General features: G+C 70.9%; 14 protein-coding genes, 1 pseudogene and 1 riboswitch. Of the genes and pseudogenes, 6 read left to right on the top strand and 9 right to left on the bottom strand.

Annotated elements, in window-relative coordinates; translation table 11 throughout:
- Window positions 1-160: 160 nt before the first annotated feature.
- From ACIRQ9_RS32430 to ACIRQ9_RS32405, 6 genes are all read right to left on the bottom strand, one after another.
- The gene (locus ACIRQ9_RS32430) at window positions 161-1,219 is read right to left on the bottom strand and encodes an LLM class flavin-dependent oxidoreductase (protein ID WP_404181522.1); all 1,059 of its coding nucleotides are present in this window, start codon (window positions 1,217-1,219) and stop codon (window positions 161-163) included.
- A 13-nt stretch (window positions 1,220-1,232) separates the two neighbouring features.
- Window positions 1,233-2,879 (bottom strand): dipeptide ABC transporter ATP-binding protein, encoded by a 1,647-nt coding sequence (locus ACIRQ9_RS32425; protein ID WP_404181519.1) that lies wholly within the window; start codon window positions 2,877-2,879, stop codon window positions 1,233-1,235.
- Between the two features lie 29 nt (window positions 2,880-2,908).
- Window positions 2,909-3,835, bottom strand: coding sequence for an ABC transporter permease (locus tag ACIRQ9_RS32420; protein WP_404181516.1), 927 nt, complete (start codon window positions 3,833-3,835; stop codon window positions 2,909-2,911).
- Window positions 3,832-4,791: an ABC transporter permease gene (locus ACIRQ9_RS32415; RefSeq protein ID WP_404181513.1), complete on the bottom strand. Its 960-nt coding sequence runs from the start codon at window positions 4,789-4,791 to the stop codon at window positions 3,832-3,834. Before ACIRQ9_RS32415 ends, ACIRQ9_RS32420 begins: the two co-directional genes overlap by 4 nt.
- Window positions 4,792-4,794: 3 nt before the next feature.
- Window positions 4,795-6,414 carry an ABC transporter substrate-binding protein gene (locus ACIRQ9_RS32410; protein ID WP_404181510.1) on the bottom strand — a complete coding sequence of 540 codons (1,620 nt, stop codon included), beginning with the start codon at window positions 6,412-6,414 and terminating at the stop codon, window positions 4,795-4,797.
- 213 nt (window positions 6,415-6,627) lie between these two features.
- Window positions 6,628-6,744 carry a putative leader peptide gene (locus tag ACIRQ9_RS32405; protein ID WP_404181507.1) on the bottom strand — a complete coding sequence of 39 codons (117 nt, stop codon included), beginning with the start codon at window positions 6,742-6,744 and terminating at the stop codon, window positions 6,628-6,630.
- Between the two features lie 36 nt (window positions 6,745-6,780).
- Window positions 6,781-6,894, bottom strand: a riboswitch (SAM riboswitch).
- Window positions 6,895-7,336: 442 nt separating this feature from the next.
- On the opposite strand from ACIRQ9_RS32405, the gene ACIRQ9_RS32400 reads away from it, so the two are divergent.
- From ACIRQ9_RS32400 to ACIRQ9_RS32385, 4 genes are all read left to right on the top strand, one after another.
- Window positions 7,337-8,365, top strand: a complete 1,029-nt coding sequence (locus ACIRQ9_RS32400; RefSeq protein ID WP_404181504.1) for an isopenicillin N synthase family dioxygenase — start codon at window positions 7,337-7,339, stop codon at window positions 8,363-8,365.
- The gene (locus ACIRQ9_RS32395; protein ID WP_404181501.1) at window positions 8,362-9,660 is read left to right on the top strand and encodes an O-acetylhomoserine aminocarboxypropyltransferase/cysteine synthase family protein; all 1,299 of its coding nucleotides are present in this window, start codon (window positions 8,362-8,364) and stop codon (window positions 9,658-9,660) included. Before ACIRQ9_RS32400 ends, ACIRQ9_RS32395 begins: the two co-directional genes overlap by 4 nt.
- A 307-nt stretch (window positions 9,661-9,967) precedes the next feature.
- Complete coding sequence (locus ACIRQ9_RS32390; protein ID WP_404181498.1) at window positions 9,968-11,023, top strand: ABC transporter permease; 1,056 nt, start codon at window positions 9,968-9,970, stop codon at window positions 11,021-11,023.
- A 422-nt stretch (window positions 11,024-11,445) separates the two neighbouring features.
- Window positions 11,446-12,165 (top strand): hypothetical protein, encoded by a 720-nt coding sequence (locus ACIRQ9_RS32385; protein WP_404181495.1) that lies wholly within the window; start codon window positions 11,446-11,448, stop codon window positions 12,163-12,165.
- Window positions 12,166-12,405: 240 nt separating this feature from the next.
- Here ACIRQ9_RS32385 and ACIRQ9_RS32380 read toward each other — a convergent pair whose 3' ends face one another.
- On the bottom strand, window positions 12,406-13,389 hold the full coding sequence (locus ACIRQ9_RS32380; protein ID WP_404181492.1) for an aldo/keto reductase: 984 nt from the start codon (window positions 13,387-13,389) through the stop codon (window positions 12,406-12,408).
- A 264-nt stretch (window positions 13,390-13,653) separates the two neighbouring features.
- Window positions 13,654-14,646, bottom strand: coding sequence for a ketopantoate reductase family protein (locus ACIRQ9_RS32375; RefSeq protein WP_404181662.1), 993 nt, complete (start codon window positions 14,644-14,646; stop codon window positions 13,654-13,656).
- A gap of 346 nt (window positions 14,647-14,992) precedes the next feature.
- Between ACIRQ9_RS32375 and ACIRQ9_RS32370 the strand changes: the two genes are divergently transcribed.
- Window positions 14,993-15,874, top strand: a complete 882-nt coding sequence (locus tag ACIRQ9_RS32370) for a helix-turn-helix domain-containing protein (protein WP_404181489.1) — start codon at window positions 14,993-14,995, stop codon at window positions 15,872-15,874.
- Here ACIRQ9_RS32370 and ACIRQ9_RS32365 read toward each other — a convergent pair.
- On the bottom strand, window positions 15,867-16,076 hold the full coding sequence (locus ACIRQ9_RS32365; RefSeq protein WP_404181659.1) for a hypothetical protein: 210 nt from the start codon (window positions 16,074-16,076) through the stop codon (window positions 15,867-15,869). The genes ACIRQ9_RS32370 and ACIRQ9_RS32365 overlap by 8 nt on opposite strands.
- Between ACIRQ9_RS32365 and ACIRQ9_RS32360 the strand changes: the two are divergent.
- Window positions 16,066-16,359 (top strand): annotated as a pseudogene (locus ACIRQ9_RS32360) (class I SAM-dependent methyltransferase); the annotation flags it as partial. The gene ACIRQ9_RS32365 and the pseudogene ACIRQ9_RS32360 sit on opposite strands and share 11 nt — an antisense overlap.
- Window positions 16,360-16,396: the final 37 nt, after the last annotated feature.

Genomic DNA, 16,396 nt, shown 5'->3' with positions numbered 1-16,396 from the left:
TCGCCATGCCGTGTCCCGCGCTCACCAAGGAGAGGACCGCTCCGTCAGGCCGCGATCCACAGTGGCCCCTGGGCCGTGTCCGACCGACCCGGAGGTACCGGACGGCGCGCTTGTCACCGCGGTTGGCGGCTGCCTGCGGATCCGCGCCGCGGAGCGGTGCTCAGCGGCCCGTGTCCTGAACCGCCGGGGGAGCGGGACGCCAGCCCAGCCCGGGTGCGACCAGGTGCCGTACGTCGTGCAGGATCTGTTCGTACTCCTCGCGGTGGAACTCGTACGGCAGCTCAAGGCGCAGCTCCGACACCTGCGCGAGGACGGGGTCCGCTGCCAGCTGCTCCAGGATCTGCTCCGCCGTGCCGACCACGTCCGGCGCGAACAGGAACCGTCGCCCGCCCAGCGCCGCCGGCGTCTGCGGTTTCAGGGTGCGTTCGTGCCGACCGGCCGCGTAGGCCCGGTAGCGGGCCCGGGTGGCCGGGTCGGCGCTGTCGAGCGGCACGATCACCCGCCCGAGCGCCACCCGCGCCGCCGGCCGGTCGTCGCCCAGGCGGCGCCGGTACGCGGAGAGCAGGTTGAGCTGGGCCGTGGTGAAGTCGTCGGTGTCCTCGCCCGAGACGATGTTGCCGGAGAGCAGGTTGAGACCGTGCTCGGCGGCCCAGCGCACCGAGCGCAGGCTCCCTGCGCCGTACCAGATCCGGTTCACCAGGCCGGGGCTGTACGGCTGCAGCCGGGGCCGCTGGGTGTTGCCCGGCGACTGGATCACCGTGTCCGGGCCGCCGAGGTACTCGCCGCGCAGGTTGTCCAGGAGCCGGGCGATCCTGCCGTACGACAGGTCGAAGCCCCGCCAGTCCCCGTCGTACACCAGGTCGCCGAGCAGGTCGGCGTGCGGCATGCCGGTGCTGAAGCCGACCTGGAGCCGCCCCCCGGACAGCACGTCGGCCAGCGACAGGTCCTCGGCGAGCCGGAACGGGCTCTCGTAGCCGATCGGGATCACCGCGGTGCCCAGTTCGACGCGCTCGGTGCGCTGGCCGGCGGCGGCGAGGAACACGGCGGCCGAGCCGACACCGTGTTCGAGGTGACGCTGCCTGATCCAGGCACCGTCCAAGCCCAGCCGCTCGCCGTACTCGAAGAGCCGGAGGGTCTCCTCCAGACCGGTGCCCGGATCGTCGTCGGCGAAGTTGCCCGGGGTGAGAAAGGCCAGTGAGGTGATGGTGGGAGTGCTCATGCGACCGTGGTCCTCAGCTCGTGGCGGTCTTGGCGGGGGCGGTGGGAACGCGGCCGCCGGGAATGGCCGCGAGCAGCTCGCGGGTGTACGGGTGGCGGGGGTGCGTGAAGAGGTCCTCGGGCGGCCCTGTCTCGACCACACGCCCGGCCCGCATGACGGCGACCTGGTGCGCGATCTGCCGAACCACGGCCAGGTCGTGGGAGATGAACAGGTAGGCCACCCCCGTGTCGGCCTGCAACTCGGCGAGCAGGTCCAGGACCTGGGCCTGCACGGACACGTCGAGCGCGGAGACGGGTTCGTCGCAGACCACGAGGTCGGGGGAGAGCGCGAGGGCGCGCGCGATGGCCACCCGCTGCCGCTGGCCGCCCGACAGTTCCGCGGGCCGGCGCTCCAGTGTGGCGGCGGGCAGGGCGACGCGGTCCAGGAGCGTGCGGGCCCGGGCGAGCCGGGCGGCGCGGTCGCCGACCCGGAAGGCCCGCAGCGGCTCTGTGATCACCTCGCCGACGGAGAAGCGCGGGTCGAGTGAGGCGTAGGGGTTCTGGTAGACGAGTTGAGCGCGTCGGCGCAGCTGTCTGACCCTCGCCCCCTTGGCCGTGGTGACGTCGGCGCCGTCGAACAGGACCTGTCCGGCGGTCGCGTCGGCGAGCCGGAGCACCAGGCGGGCGGTGGTGGACTTGCCCGAGCCCGACTCGCCGACCAGTGCCAGGGTCCGGCCTCGGTGGAGAGTGAAGCTGACGTCGTCGACGGCGCGCAGGGTGCGGGGCCCGCCGCTGGTGCGAGGGAGCTTGAACTCCTTCACCAGGCCGCGGACTTCGACCAGAGGTGCGGTGTCCGGGTCCGGGGCGGAGGCTGGGATGCGGGTCCGGGCGGTGGTCAGGCTCGGGGCGGCGGCCAGCAGACGACGCGTGTAGTCGTGCCGTGGGTCGGCGATGACGGCGCGCGTCTCGCCCGCCTCGACCACCCTGCCCTGCGACATGACCACCAGGCGCTGCGCCCGGTCGGCGGCGACTCCGAGGTCATGGGTCACGAGCAGGATGGCGGTGCCCGACTCCTCGGTGAGGTGCTGGAGGTGGTCGAGGATGACCCGTTGCACGGTGACGTCGAGCGCGCTGGTCGGCTCGTCAGCGATGATCAGTTCGGGCTGCGCGGCGATGGCGACGGCGATCAGCGCACGCTGCCGCATCCCGCCGGAGAGTTCGTGCGGATACTGCCGGGCCCGGACGGCCGCGTCGGGCAGCCCGGCGCGGTCCAGGACACCGACCGCCTCGGCGGGAGCCGAACGGCGGGTCGCCAGGCCGTGGATCCGCAGCACCTCGGCGACCTGTTCGCCGATCCGCTTCACCGGGTTGAGCGACACCGTCGGGTCCTGCGGGACCAGCCCGATCCGCGCCCCGCGCACGGTGCGCAGTTCCGCCTCCGACAGCGTGGTCAGGTCGTGCCGTCCGAAGCGGACCGTGCCCGCCTCGATGGCACTGTTGCCCGGCAGCAGCCGGGTGATCGCGTGCGCGGTCGTACTCTTGCCGGAGCCGGACTCGCCGACCACGGCCGTCACCTGTCCGGGCCATACGTCGAGGTCCACGCCCCGTACGGCCGGGACCGTGCCGCCCCGGGTGCGGTACGACACGGACAGGCCGCGGATCTCCAGCAGTGGTGTGGTCACGTCCCCACCGTTCTCGTGTGTGCCGTCGGTCACCGCTGCCGCGCCCCCTCGTCGTCCAGCGCCCGGGCGATGCGGTTGGCGGCCAGCACGGTCGCGGCGATCGCCAGACCGGGCAGCGCGGTCAGCCACCAGGCGTTGGCCAGGTAATTGCGGCCGTCGGAGATCAACGTCCCCCACTCCGGGGCCGGCGGTGGCGCCCCGTAGCCGAGGAAGCTGAGCGCCGACACGGCCAGGATGGAGGAGCCGAAGTCCAGGGTGGCCAGCACGATCACCGGGCCGGCCGCGTTGGGCAGCACGTGCCGTCCGAGGACCGAGTACCAGCGGGCCCCGCAGGACCGGGACGCCTCCACGAACACCGCCTGGCGCACCCGCAGCACCTCGGCTCGCGCCACCCGGGCGAAGGAGGCGACGCTGGCGATGCCGACGGCGACCGCGACCTTCACCGTGCCGTAGCCGAGCGCGGTGACGAGCGCCAGGGACATGAACAGCGCGGGGATGGACAGCAGGACGTCCACGAAGCGCATCAGTATGTCGTCCACCCAGCGGCCCACGAACCCGGCGACCACGCCCAGCAGTCCACCGACCACGAACGCCACCAGCACGGCGATCAGCGTGGCCTTCAGGGAGAGCTGGGCGCCGTGGACCACGCGGGAGAAGACGTCGCGGCCCAGTTCGTCCGTGCCGAACCAGTGACTGCCGCTCGGCCCGCGGAAGTTCTGCGACGGCACGCCTTTCAGCGGGTCCTGCGAGGTGAACAGACCGGGCCGGAACGAGGCCAGGACCACCAGTACGAGGACGACCGCGGACAGCAGCAGCCCCGGACGGCGTACCACGAATCGCAGCAGCCGCCGTACGTCCACGCCGCGCCGCCCGGGCTCCGGCCCCGGCCCCGCCTCGACCGGGCGGGCCAGTACCAGCACGGCCTCGGCGCGGTCGTCGCCATGGTTCTGGCTCATGCGAAACGCCCCCTTGCGCCCCAGGCCACCACGATCCGCGGGTCCAGGAGCGGGTAGACGAGATCGATGAGCAGGTTCGTCGTCACGAAGATCAGCGCGCCGAACACCACCACCCCCTGGACCAGGGGGATGTCCTGCGCGGTGACCGCCGCCGCGGTCACCCGGCCGAGGCCGTCGCGGGAGAACACGGTCTCGACCACTACCGAACCGGCGATCAGCTGCCCGACCAGCAGCCCGACGACCGTCAGCGCCGGCAGCGAGGCGTTGCGCAGCGCGTGCCGCAGATGGACCCGCCACCGGCCGGCGCCCTTGGCCCGCGCGGTCTCCACATAGGCCTGGTCCAGCGCGGTGAGCAGGCTCTTCGCCAGCACCTGGGCGACCTGTGCGCCGGTCGGCACCGCCAGCGTCAGGGCGGGCAGCACCAGCCCCTTCGGGCCGTCGTTGCCGAACGCGGGGAACCAGTGCAGCCTGAAGGAGAACGTCTCGACGAGCAGCAGTCCCACCCAGAACGTGGGGACCGACACTCCCAGCGGCGGCAACGACAGCAGGAACTGCCGCAGCCAGCGCCGGGAGGTGTGCGTGGCCACCACCGCGAGGCCGCTGCCGAGCACCACGGCCAGCAGCAGGGCCGCGCCCGTCAGCTGGAGCGTCTGCGGCAGCGCGTCGGCCAGGGTGGAGGTCACCGGGCGGCCGGTGGAGACCGCGTCGCCGAAGTCCCCGCGCACAGCCCGGCCGAGGTACTCCGCGTACTGCACGAGCACCGGCTTGTCGAAGCCGTACTCGTGCCGCAGGGCGGCGAGCTGCTCCGGGTCGACCTGCCCCGAGTCCATCCCGGCGCCGGCCATCGCCGTGACCGGGTCACCTGGCAGATAGTCCAGCACCAGGAACGACACCGTGTACGCCGCCCACAGCACTCCGACCGCCTGCGCGAGCCGCTTGATCACATAGCGTCGCATCCGCTAGCCGATCCAGGTGTCGTGCAGCTGGAGCCGGCTGGAGGCGTCGAAGTCCAGGTCGTGCACCTTCTGTGACGCGCCCAACTGGGTCTGGAGCTCCACCACGGGCACGTAGTAGGCGTTCTGGACCAGCAACTGCTGTGCCTGGGTGACCAGTTGCTTGCGCTTGGCGGCGTCGACGGTCGCGGCCTGTTCGGACAGCGCCGTGTCGAGGGGGCTGGGGGGCAGGTGGTAGAAGTTGGCCAGCTTGGTGGAGAAGGAGCTGCGCAGGATGTCGGGGTCGGCGCGGGTCACGTTCCCCCACACCGCGTCGAAGTCGCCGGACTGGAGCGTGGTGGCGAACTGGGTGACCTGGAGCTGCTTGAGGACCACGTCCACACCCACGGCCTTGAGCTGCTGCTGGACCAGCTCCAAAGCGGGCTGGTTGGTGGCCGCGTTGGGGAACCACTTGACGGTCAGGGTCAGTTTCCTGCCGTCCTTGGCGCGGATCCCGTCGCTGCCGGTCTTCCAGCCGGCCGCGTCCAGCTCGGATCTGGCCTTGGCCACGTCGAAGGCCAGACCGGACGCGAGGTCGGTGTAGTCGGGCGTGGTGTGCGCCAGGACGCTGGTCGCCGCCCGGGTGCCGGTGGGGAAGACGGTGTCGGCGATCTGCTGCCGGTCGAGGGCGACCAGGATCGCCTGCCGCACCCTGGCGTCCCTGAGCGCCGGGCGGGCGTTGTTGAGGCCGAGGCCGAACACCACGCCGGGGTTGGCCCGCCGGGGGAGGGTGACCTGGCCGCCCTTGAGCGCCGCCTCGTTGGCCTTGCCGACGCTGCTGATCGCGTCCACCTGGCCGGACTGGAGACTGCCCGCCCGCACACCCGCCTCGGGCACTACCTTGAACACCAGCCTGTCCAGGTACGCCTCGCCCTTCTTGCTCCACAGCGAGGAACCCCAGGCGTAGCCGGTGCGCTTGGCCAGAGTGATCGACTGGTTCTGCACGTACTGCTTCAGCACGAAGGGCCCGGATCCGATCACCCCGTCGCTGCACTTCTGCTGCGGGGTCTTCTTGACACTCGCCGACGACTCGATGCCCAGCGAGTGGGTCGAAGTGGCCTGCAGGAACTGGGCGTTGGGCTGACCGAAAGTGACTTTCACGGTGAGCGGGTCGATCACCGTGGTGCCCTTGACGCCGCTCAGATAGCCCTCGGCGAGGGTGCCCAGGGCGCCGAGACCGGGCACCGCGTCGAAGTTGTCCTTGACCACCTGCGCGGTCAGCTTCGAGCCGTCGCTGAAGGTGACACCGGAGCGCAGGTGGAAGGTGAACGACGTGGCGTCGGAGCTGACGTCCCAGCTCTTCGCCAGCCATGGCACGATCTTGCCGGTCCTGGGGTCCTGGTCGGTCAGGGAGTCCACGATCTGGCGCACCGAGTAGATGGTCTCGTTGCTGCCGACCTGCTGCGGGTCCACGCAACCGGAGTCCGAGCCCACCGCGAAGGTCAGGGTGCCGCCGGACCTGGGCTGTCCGGAGGCGCCGCCGGAATCACCGCCGCCGGAGCCACAGGCGGTCAGCAGGACACCGGTGGTCGCCAGGGCGGTAAGAGCCGCCCACCGGGAGGTTCTGACATCGGAAAGTGCAGTCACGGAGGGCTTCTCCTCGTCGTGTCACCGGGCACGGTGTGGTGCGGGGCATGGCCGGGCGCGGGCGTGCGGTCCCGGTCGGCGCGACAGCGGTGCCGGGGGAGCGCTGTGCAGGGGGGGTTCAGTCGGAAACGGGGATCAAAGACAGACGGAGATCAGGCGCAGGCCGGTGCGGTGAGCGCGGGCGCGTACCGCGAGCGGCGGCGGGAGGGCCCGTCAGTCCTGACAGAGGCAGCTGGTCGAGCGCTTGAGGTCGATGTGGCGCCGGCGCGAGAGCCGTGAGAACACGGTGGCGCCGGCGTAGCGGGCGCTGAGGTCACCACCGTGCCGCATGTCGGTCCTCCACATAATCCCGGCCCCGGTCACGGGGCCACGCGCTTGCAGAGATCGTCGATGATCCCGCCGGGCTTTCACCTGGAGCACCCCGCCGCGTGGGAGGGTTGCCGATCAGCGAGCCAGGGCTTGACGCTGACACTCAATGCCGTTCGTGACCATACGGAGTGGTCTCGTCGTACGTCAATGGCGGGAAAGGGACGCCCTGCAGGGGGCAGTCGGACCGGGAGCGGATCCGGCTCAGGAACCGGCCAGCTCGGGAAGCACCCCGAGCGGTGCTCGCCACGCGCCGGATCGAGGTCGACCATGGCGGAAGGCATCTCACCCCCGGGACGCATGGTGGACGCTTCTTTCCGGCTGTGCTTTGATCCGACCATGGAGACCACTGGCCCGGCACACACGGTGCCGCTCGACCCGTTCTGGGTGAGCCGCCGCGCCGACCAGTTCGACCAGGTCTGTTGCCGATAGCCGTCCGACGGCTCCCGATCTCGCCTTCCTCCCGCTGCCCGCGGCCTTCGAGCGCCCTCGGCCGGCCGCCCTTCGGGCGCGGCGGGAAGGCTCGCGCGTCCGCCCTGCCGTGAAGGAACCTCCCATGGCCCAGTCCACAGCCCTGCCCGTCATCGACATCTCCCGTTTCCGTGCCCCGGACGCGGACCGCGGCGCCTTTCTCGCCGAACTCCGCTCCGCCGCGCACGAGGTCGGCTTCTTCTACGTCACCGGGCACGGCGTCCCGGCAGCGCTGCGGGAGGAGGTGCTCAGCGCGGCCCGCAGCTTCTTCGCGCTGGCGGAGGAGGAGCGGCTGGAGATCGAGAACCTCAACTCGCCCCAGTTCCGCGGCTATACCCGCACCGGCACCGAATACACGGCGGGCGGCGCCGACTGGCGTGAGCAGATCGACATCGGTCCCGAACGGGCGGCGCTGGAGACCGGCCCGGCGGATCCCGACTACCTGCGCCTGATCGGCCCCAACCAATGGCCCTCCGCGCTGCCGGAGTTGAGGGGCATCGTGCTGCGCTGGCAGGCGGAGGCGCTGCGGGTGAGCCGTGAGGTGCTGCGGGCGCTCGCTGCGGCCCTCGGACAGGAGGAGGGCTACTTCGACCAGTGGTTCGACGACGAGGCGGCCGTGCACGTGAAGATCGTGCACTATCCGCCGCGCGCTGCCGAGGACGCCGACCAGGGCGTCGGCGCCCACAAGGACTACGGCTACCTCGCCCTGCTGCAACAGGACGAGGTGGGCGGGCTCCAGGTGCGCCGCGAGGACGGCGAGTGGATCGACGCGGTGCCCGTGCCCGACGCCTTCGTCTTCAACATCGGCGAGATGCTGGAGATCGCCACCCAGGGCTATCTGAAGGCCACTCAGCACCGGGTCGTCAGCCCCCGGTCGGGCGTTCACCGCTACTCGATCCCCTTCTTCCTGGGCCCGCGCCTGGACGCGGTCGTCAAGCCGCTCCGACTGCCCCCGGAGCTGGCGGCGCTGAGCCGGGGCGTCACCGACGATCCGGACAACCCCCTTCTCGCGGCCTTCGGGGAGAACGCGGTCGTCGGCTGGCTGCGCTCGCATCCCCGGGTCGCCGAGCGCTGGTGGTCCGATGTCCTGGCCAGGCAGGAGACCGGCCGATGACCGACTGGGCGTTCGAGACCCGCCAAGTGCACTCCGGTGCCGTCCCCGACCCCTCGACCGGCGCACGCGCGGTGCCGATCCACCTCGCCACCAGCTACGTCTTCCGGGACACCGCGCACGCCGCCGCGGCTTTCGAGCTGGCTGACCTGACCACTCACGCCTACACCCGGCTGTCCAACCCGACCACCGCCGTGGCCGAGGAGCGTATCGCCGCGCTGGAGGGCGGTTCGGCGGCCGTCGCCGTGGCCAGCGGCCAGGCCGCCACGAGCCTCGCCCTGTTCAACCTGGCCCGTGCGGGCGACCACATCGTCGCCTCGTCGTCCCTGTACGGCGGCACCCGCACCCTTCTGGAGCACACGTTCGCGGACTTCGGCATCGATGTCACCTTCGTCGACGACCCGGACGACCTGGGTGCCTGGTACACCGCCGTACGCCCGACCACGAAGGCGTTCTTCGGCGAGACCATCGGCAACCCGCGCGGCAACGTCCTCGACACCGAGGCGGTGGCCCGCATCGCCCACGAGGCCGGCGTCCCGCTCGTCGTCGACAACACCGTGCTCACCCCGTACCTGCTGCGGCCCATGGAGCACGGTGCCGACATAGTCGTGCACTCGACCACCAAGTTCCTCTCCGGGCACGGCACCGGCATCGGCGGGATCGTCGTGGACAGCGGGCGCTTCGACTTCGGCGCCGATCCCGGCCGTTGGCCGGGGCTGACCCGTCCGGACCCGACCTACAACGGGCTGTCCTACTGGGACTCCTTCTCCGATCTCGGCCTCGCCTACGCGCTGCGTCTGCGTACCCGGCTGGTCCGGGATCTGGGACCGGCCGTCTCACCGTTCAACAGCTTCCTGCTCCTGCAGGGCCTGGAAACCCTCAGCCTGCGCATCGAACGGCACGTGGCCAACGCCCGGACCCTCGCGCAATGGCTGGAGGAACAGCCCCAGGTGACGCGGGTGCATTACGCCGGCCTCGCCTCCAGCCCATGGCGGACGCAGGCCAAGCGCTATCTGCCACGCGGCACGGGAGCGGTCCTGGCGTTCGAACTCGCCGGCGGCCGGGAAGCGGGCCGGCGCTTCGTCGAGGGACTCCGGCTGTTCAGCCATCTCGCGAACATCGGTGACGTACGCAGCCTGGTCATCCATCCCGCCTCCACCACCCACGCCCAGCTCGCCCCGGACCAGCAGCTCGCCGCAGGCGTCACGCCTGGCCTCGTACGGCTGTCGGTCGGCATCGAAGGCGTCGGCGACCTGATCGCCGACCTCGAAGCGGGCCTGAGAGCAGCCGCCGTATGAACCCCGCCGCCCGCACCCGGGGAGCCAGATCCGCCCTGCGCCGCAGCACCGCACTCCGGATCGCCGCCACCACGGCGGGCGCGGTCGACGAGGCCCTGCTCGGGCCGGGCGCTCGGGCAGGGCCGGTAGAGCAGCCGCGAGGGTTCGCCGGCCTGGTAGCAGGCCAGGGCGGCCACCGACAAGCGGCGACGGGAACGGTCGCGCACGCGTATCACCGGCTCGTTTGCGTTGCGGTGTTCCGGCATGCCGGTGATGCGTGCGGTGCGGCGGCCGAGTCTCGTTCGGCGCCCACCGTACGATCGTGCCCATGGAAGAGCGGTGGTCTGCGGCGGCGCCGCCCCGGCCGCCCCGACAGGGCAGATGGCCGCGATTGACGTCGTCGCGTTTCCTACCGGCGGTGGTGATCTCGCTGATCATCGCGGCCCTGGCCGGGCTCTTCGTCGGCGCCTACTGCTGGGCCATGGCCCATCCCCTACCGCATCGCATCCCCGTCGCGGTGACGGGAAAGACGGTCGCGGGCGACCGGTTCACCAACGCGCTGGAGACCACGCTCGGCACGTCGCTGGTCCTTCATCCGTACCCGGACTACGGCAGTGCCCTCGCCGCGGTCGACGCCCAGCGAGAGTTCGCGATCGTGCAGCGTCGACCGGCGGGGGTGGAGGTCGATGTGGCGAGCGCGGCGGGGGCGTCGGTCGCCCGGGTTCTCGGCCAGAGTGCCCCGGCGGTGGGCCGGACCCTGGGCATCCCGGTGCAGGTCAGGGACGTCAAACCGCTTCCGGCCACGGACCCGCAGGGGCTGGCTCTCTTCTATATCGCCCTGGGGTCGACCATCCTCGGTTTCGTCGGTGCCATCCAGCTCGGCGTGCATGCTCAGGCGCTGCGCCCCGCCGAGCGCATCGTCGCTACGGTCGGCTATTCCGTGCTGGGCGGCCTGTGGATCTGCGTCATGGCCGACTGGGTGCTCGGTGTGGTGCGGCTGCCGTTCGTCCAGTCCTGGGGCATCTGCACTTTCACCATGATCACGGCGGGCATGATCTTCACCGCGTTCCACACCTTCCTGGGCCGCTGGGCGGCGCTGCCGACGTGGCTGTTGCTGGTCATCCTCGGCAACCCCTCGTCCGGCGGTGCGGTGGCCTGGCCGCTGCTCCCTCCGGTCCTGGGCTTTCTGGGGCGGTTCCTGCCGCCGGGCGCGTCGGTCAACGCCCAGCGCAACGCCATCTACTTCCCGCACAACCAGCACGTCGAGCCGTATGTGGTGCTCACCGTGTGGTGCCTGGTCGCCACCTCGATCTTCCTTGTGTGGCGTACACGTCACCCCGCCAGCCGAGCGACCCCACAGCCCGCCACGCCCGGGGCTGGATGAGCGCACTGCCGCATCGCAGCCGGCGACGGTCACGCCGGCGTACCGCGGCCTTGCCCGGCTGCCAAGGGCTGCGCCGCCGCAGATCGCACCCAGCCACGGCTCCGCACGAAGGGCGCTACGAGAAAACCCCTGTGACCTCCACGGGCGGACCCCAACGAACCCCGCGCGCCCAGCCCGAGGACGCCAGAGCGACCGGCGGCTGCTCGCCGTCCCTGTCGGTTCCGACCGGGGCTTACAGGGTCCCCAGGATCAGCGCCCAGGTGCGCGATGCCGACGAACCAGTGAACGATGAGAAGAGCGCCGAACTGATCAGGGCCACCGATCGCCTGGCCGGGGCCGCGGCCGTGTCGTCGGCTCGGACCGCCGTCGCGGACCCTCCCAGCTAGGGCCCCGGCACCGGCACGACCGAGCAGGAGACCGACATGAACACGTTGCTTGCCGAGGTCCTCGATGCCCATGGTGGCCTCGCCCGCTGGAACGCACTCACCGCAGTCCGCGCCACCATCGTCAGCGGTGGTGACATGTTCGTCATCAAGGGGATGCCGCAGGATCTCACCCCCCGGGAGATGACTGTCCGGCTGCACGAGCAGCACGCCTCCGTGACGCCGTTCGGCGCCGCTGACCAGAAGACCGACTTCACAGCCGACCGAATCAGCATCGAAAAACTCGACGGCCGCGTCGTGGCCGAACGCAACGAACCGCGGAAGTCCTTCACCGGCCACAAGCTCGACACCCCATGGGACCCGCTGGACCGCGCCTACTTCAACGGATACGCGCTGTGGACGTATCTCACCACGCCCTTCCTGCTGGCGATGCCCGGCTTCAGCGTCACCGAAATCGAACCGTGGCGGGAAGGCGACGAGCTCTGGCGCGGGCTGCGCGCCGCCTTCCCGCCCCACATCGCCAGCCACAGCACGCGACAGGACTTCTACTTCGGCCCCGACCACCTCCTGCGTCGGCATGACTATCACGTCGACATCGCAGGCGGGTTCGCCGCAGCACAGTACGTCTACGACATCGTGGAAGCAGACGGGATCCGCCTGCCCACCAAACGCCGGGCCTACCGAAGCGATACGCACAACCGCCCGATCCTGAGTCAGACCATGGTGTCCATCGACGTCAGCGACGCCCGGTTCACCTGACGACGGGTGGTTCGTGCCCCAAGGTCGGCCAGCCGGTCCTTCTCCACGGCGGGGCCGGTGAAGTTGCCGTCGTTGGACCATGGTGACTTCACGAACTCGAACTGGCGGTCGAGGTGCACATGGCTGCTGTGAGGCGGTGGTCCCCTGCGGGCCGGGACGGTCTGACCGCGGTGAAGGAGCGGCAGATGCCAACCGACCGTCGAGGGTGCCGGTTGTGCCGGCCGAAAGGCTGCGAGTGTGTCAGCGCTCGATCCGCTGCCTGGCCGCGTCGTTCTCGGCACTGCCGGCAGCTGGAGGCAGGCCGTCGAGCGTGGCCATGTGTTCCGGGGTGAGTTCGACACCGTCGGCGGCGATGTTCTCCTCGACGCGCGCTACCCGCTTGGTTCCCGGGATCGGGACGATGTGCTCGCCCTTGGCCAGCAGCCACGCCAGAGCGACCTGGGCGGGCGTGGCCCCGACCTCGTCGGCGACCGCCCGGACTTCCTCGGCGAGCGCCAGGTTGCGATGGAAGTTCTCCCCCTGGAAGCGGGGGCTGGTCCGGCGCCAGTCGTCTTCGGCGAACTGCTCGGGGGAGCGGATCGTGCCGGTGAGGAAGCCGTGGCCGAGTGGAGAGTACGGCACGAAACCGATCCCCAGTTCCCACAGCGTGGGCAGCACGCGCTCCTCGACTTCACGGTTCCACAGCGAGTACGACGATTGGACCGCGGTCACCGGATGTACGGCGTGGGCCCGACGGATCGTTTCCGGGCCGGCCTCGCACAAGCCGAGATACCCGACCTTGCCCTCCTGCACCAGCTCCGCGACCGTACCGACCACATCTTCGATCGGCGTGTCCGGGTCGATGCGGTGCTGGTAGTACAGGTCGATGTGGTCGGTACGCAGCCGCTTGAGGGAGCCTTCGACAGCGGCACGGATGGTGGCGGGGCTGCTGTCGAGGACATGGGTGCCCCGCTCCGGTGCGGCGTGCGAGATCAGGCCGAACTTGGTGGCCAGCACGACCTCGTCGCGGCGGCCCGCCAGCGCCCTGGCAACGAGTTCCTCGTTGACGTAGGGGCCGTAGACCTCGGCGGTGTCGATCAGGGTGACGCCCCGGTCGACGGCCCGCGCGATGGTGCGGACGGATTCGGCGTCGTCGCTGCCGGCGCCGGTGTAGTAGGAGGACATGCCCATCGTGCCCAGGCCGATACGGGCGACCGTCAGGTGTCCCAAAGTGGTGTGCTTCATGATGTCTTTCTTTGAGTGGGCGGATACGGCCGCCTGCCGCAGAGTGCGACACGCTGCGGGCGGCCTTGCTGCTCGGACACCTCATGTCACGGTTCGCACCAGATGTCACGGGGTGAACAGCCATCTCCAGGGAATCTCGTTCCGCTGCCTCGTGGCAGTGCCTGGCTTTCCGGGTGACGCCAGTACCTGCCTCGCAACCGGGACCCGCTTTCGTTGTGACGGCCCTCGGCGCGCCGCTGTGCCGAGCCGTGCGGAGCGCCGACGTCAGGCGCGCGCCGGGCGGTCCTGTGGGGAATGTGTTCCACCGCGGATCCGGGCCGCGTCCACCACCTCGTCGGCCAGACGGAGCAGATCGGTGGCCGGTAGTGACCGGGCGGGGCGCTTGTCCCGTGCGAACTCGGTGGCCAGACGTTGCAGGAGCTCGTTCACGGGGGTCGGGACGCCGTACAGCCGGCCCAGCAGGACGATCTCACCGTTGAGGAAGTCGGCCTCGATCGTGCCCGTGCCGCGAGCCAGGGACTGCCAGGAGGAGCCACCGCCGCCCTGGGCCCACTGGACCTTGGCGCCGCGTGCGGCGTGCTGTTCCTGCGCGCTCGCGTACGGGATGCCGGCGGCTTGGAGCACTGTCTCGCCCTCGATACGCACCCGCGCGTACAGGCCCCGGCCTGCGTCACCTGGGGCCGGCCCGCTCAAGGCGTCGATCGCGTTGGCGAGGTTGCCCAGCAGTTTGGCGTACTGCCAGCGCGCCACGTCGGGCACCACGGGGGCTTCGAAGCGCGCTGTCTCCAGGTCGGCGGCGATCCGGCGGACGGTGTCATCGGTGCCATGGGGGTACCGCCCGAGGTGCAGGATGCCGCTGAGCGGAGCGCCCGACGCGGAGACGACCCCCGGTTCGACGAAGGTGGCCGGCAGCCAGACGCAGACGCCGTACACGTGGCGGAAGCGGCGCAGGGCGATCCGCTGGCTCTCGACGCCGTTCTGCGCGCACACCACGGGAAGCCGTTCCGCGGCCGTGCCGCCGCCTTCCACCGGTGTCCGGCCCCAGGTGTCCAGGGCGTCCTCGGAGTCCTGTGTCTTGACGGTCAGCACGAGCACGTCCGTGGCGCGCAACGCGCCCAACGTCTGCGGAGCGTCGACGACGGGGAGCCGGTGCACGCGCTCGCCGTCGGGGGCACGGAAGCGCAGGCCGCCCGATTTCAGCGCCGCGTACTGGGCGCCCCTGGCGACCAGGACCACTTCGTGCCCGGCCTCAGCCATCCGCGCCCCGATGGTTCCGCCGATCGCTCCCGCTCCGATGACGATGTAGCGCGTGCCGCTGCCGCTGCCGCCGCCGTCGGGGCGGACAGACGTTTCCACCGTGCGCAGGCCGATGCCGGATGCTTCGGAATGTCCAAGAGCAGTCTGCTTCATGATCTCTTTCCCGGGTCGGGGGGCGTCGCCGCCGCCGGTGACTGGCGGCCGGCGGTATCACCGATGCGTCGGCGCCGGCCGCGCTGAACAGCCACCTCCAGCAAACCCTGCTCCCCCTACGGGTGGCAGTGCCTGGTGTTGCAGGTAATGGCAGTACCTGTCTCGCCCCAGGACGCTCGCTTACCGTGGGGAGATGGACGACCGAGCCGAGATCAGGGAGTTCCTGGCCTCCCGCCGGGCCCGCATCACCCCCGAGCAGGCGGGACTGCCCTCCTACGGCGGCCGCCGCCGGGTCAAGGGGCTGCGCCGTGAAGAGGTCGCGATGCTGGCCGGTGTGTCGGTCGACTACTACGTGCGACTGGAGCGAGGCAACCTCTCGGGCGCCTCCGACAGCGTCCTGGACGGCGTGGCCCGCGCCCTCCACCTCGACGACGCCGAACGCCGGTACCTGTTCGACCTCGCCCGGCACGCCTCCCCACCCACTACGGCCCGCCGCCGCACCGCGGCGAAGCGCCTGCGGCCCGCCCTGCAGTACATGTTGGACGCCGTCACGGACGCGCCCGCGTGGATCCACAACGACCGCCAAGACCTGCTGGCCGCCAACGACCTGGCACAGGCCCTGTACGCCCCGCTCCTCGCCGACCCGCGCCGCCCCGCCAACATCGCCAGGTTCATCTACCTCGACCCGGCCGCCCGCGACTTCCTCCCCGACTGGGACAGGGCCGCCAACGACGTCGCCGCGATGCTCCGTGGGGAGGCCGGCCGAAACCCCTACAGCAAGGACCTCACCGACCTCATCGGGGAGCTGTCCACCCGCAGCGAGACGTTCCGGAAACGCTGGGCAGACCACAACGTCCGGCAGCACCGCACCGGACCCAAGAAAATTCATCATCCGGCCGTCGGAGACCTGGAGCTGAACTTCGAGACCATGTCCCTGGACTCCGACCCCACCCTCACCCTCGTGATCTACACCGCCGTCCCCCACAGCCCCAGCGCCGATGCGCTCCGCCTCCTGGCCACCTGGGCCGCCACCCAGAACCAGCCGCAAGCCGACCATCACGAACGCCTCACGTAGACAAGGGTGGCAACGCAGGCGCTGATCGTGAACGGCGCCGCACATCGTGAACAGGGAGCCGCTCGCCGCCCGAAACGGCCGACTCCGCGCCCAATTCGGTGGCTCCTTGACTGCCCGTCAACCCAATCCGGGCGCTCGGGAAGCGGTCGAGTACTGCGGGCGCCCCGAAGAAGTGGTCGCCGTGCGCGTGCGTGACGAAGATCGTGGTGACGTTCTTGCCCTGCGCGGCGACCCAGGACCGCTGCTATGCCGACCGGTCAAGGCCGGTCCCCTTCTTCGTGTCGAAGCCGGACGAGAACCTGGCTGCCTACCTCGACCAGGGCCTGATCGCCCCCGGCCGGGCCCTGGACCTGGGATGCGGGCCGGGCCGCAATGCCGTGTTCCTCGCTGCACGCGGCTTCGAGGTGTACGCCGTCGACCTCTCCCCGGTGGCCGTCGCCTGGGGTGAGGACCGGGCTCACGAGGCCGGAGTCGACGTCCGCTTCCTGACTTACGGACGCTGACCTCTGCGGGAGGAACCCC

It is taken from the genome of Streptomyces sp. NPDC101237 (assembly GCF_044767465.1).
Lineage (GTDB): Bacteria > Actinomycetota > Actinomycetes > Streptomycetales > Streptomycetaceae > Streptomyces > Streptomyces gramineus.
Note: the sequence above shows the minus strand (reverse complement) of the source record. Positions and strands in the feature narration are given on the sequence as shown.